Annotated in this window: 1 protein-coding gene; it reads right to left on the reverse strand. The window is 67.6% G+C overall.

The window, feature by feature from the left end; translation table 11 throughout:
- Positions 1 to 565, reverse strand: a 565-nt coding sequence (locus E1202_RS31150) for an electron transfer flavoprotein subunit beta/FixA family protein (protein ID WP_132686882.1), incomplete at both ends; no start/stop codon positions are given.

The following is a 565-nucleotide window of genomic DNA, read 5'->3' on the forward strand; positions in this document are numbered from 1 at the left end:
TCGCGGCCATGATGCCCTTGAACGACGGGTACCGCGGCTCGTTGATCTTCTCGGTGACCGACACGACGGCCGGCAGACCGGACTCGACGGTCAGGATGCCCGCGTCGGTCTCGCGCTCGACCTTCACCGCGGAACCATCGGTCTCGACCTTGCGCGCGAAGGTCAGCTGCGGCCAGCCCAGCACCTCGGCGACCATCGCCGGCACCGCACCCAAGCGACCATCGGTCGCCTCGTTACCCGCGATCACCAGCTCGACACCCTCGACGGTGCCGATGACCTTCGCCAGCGCCTTGGCGGTGGCCGGCGCGTCGGTGCCGTGCAACGCCTCATCGGACAGGTGCACCGCCTTGTCCGCACCCATCGACAGCGCCTTGCGAATGGCATCCGTGGCGCGATCCGGGCCCATGCACACGACGGTCACTTCGCCGCCCTGAGCCCCCTTGATCAACAGCGCCTCCTCCACCGCGCGCTCGTTGATCTCATCCAACACGGCATCCGCCGACTCGCGGTCCAACGTGTGATCCGCAGCAGACAGCTTCCGTTCGGAATACGTGTCGGGCACCTG

This window comes from Saccharopolyspora karakumensis, from assembly GCF_004349225.1.
GTDB lineage: Bacteria > Actinomycetota > Actinomycetes > Mycobacteriales > Pseudonocardiaceae > Saccharopolyspora > Saccharopolyspora endophytica.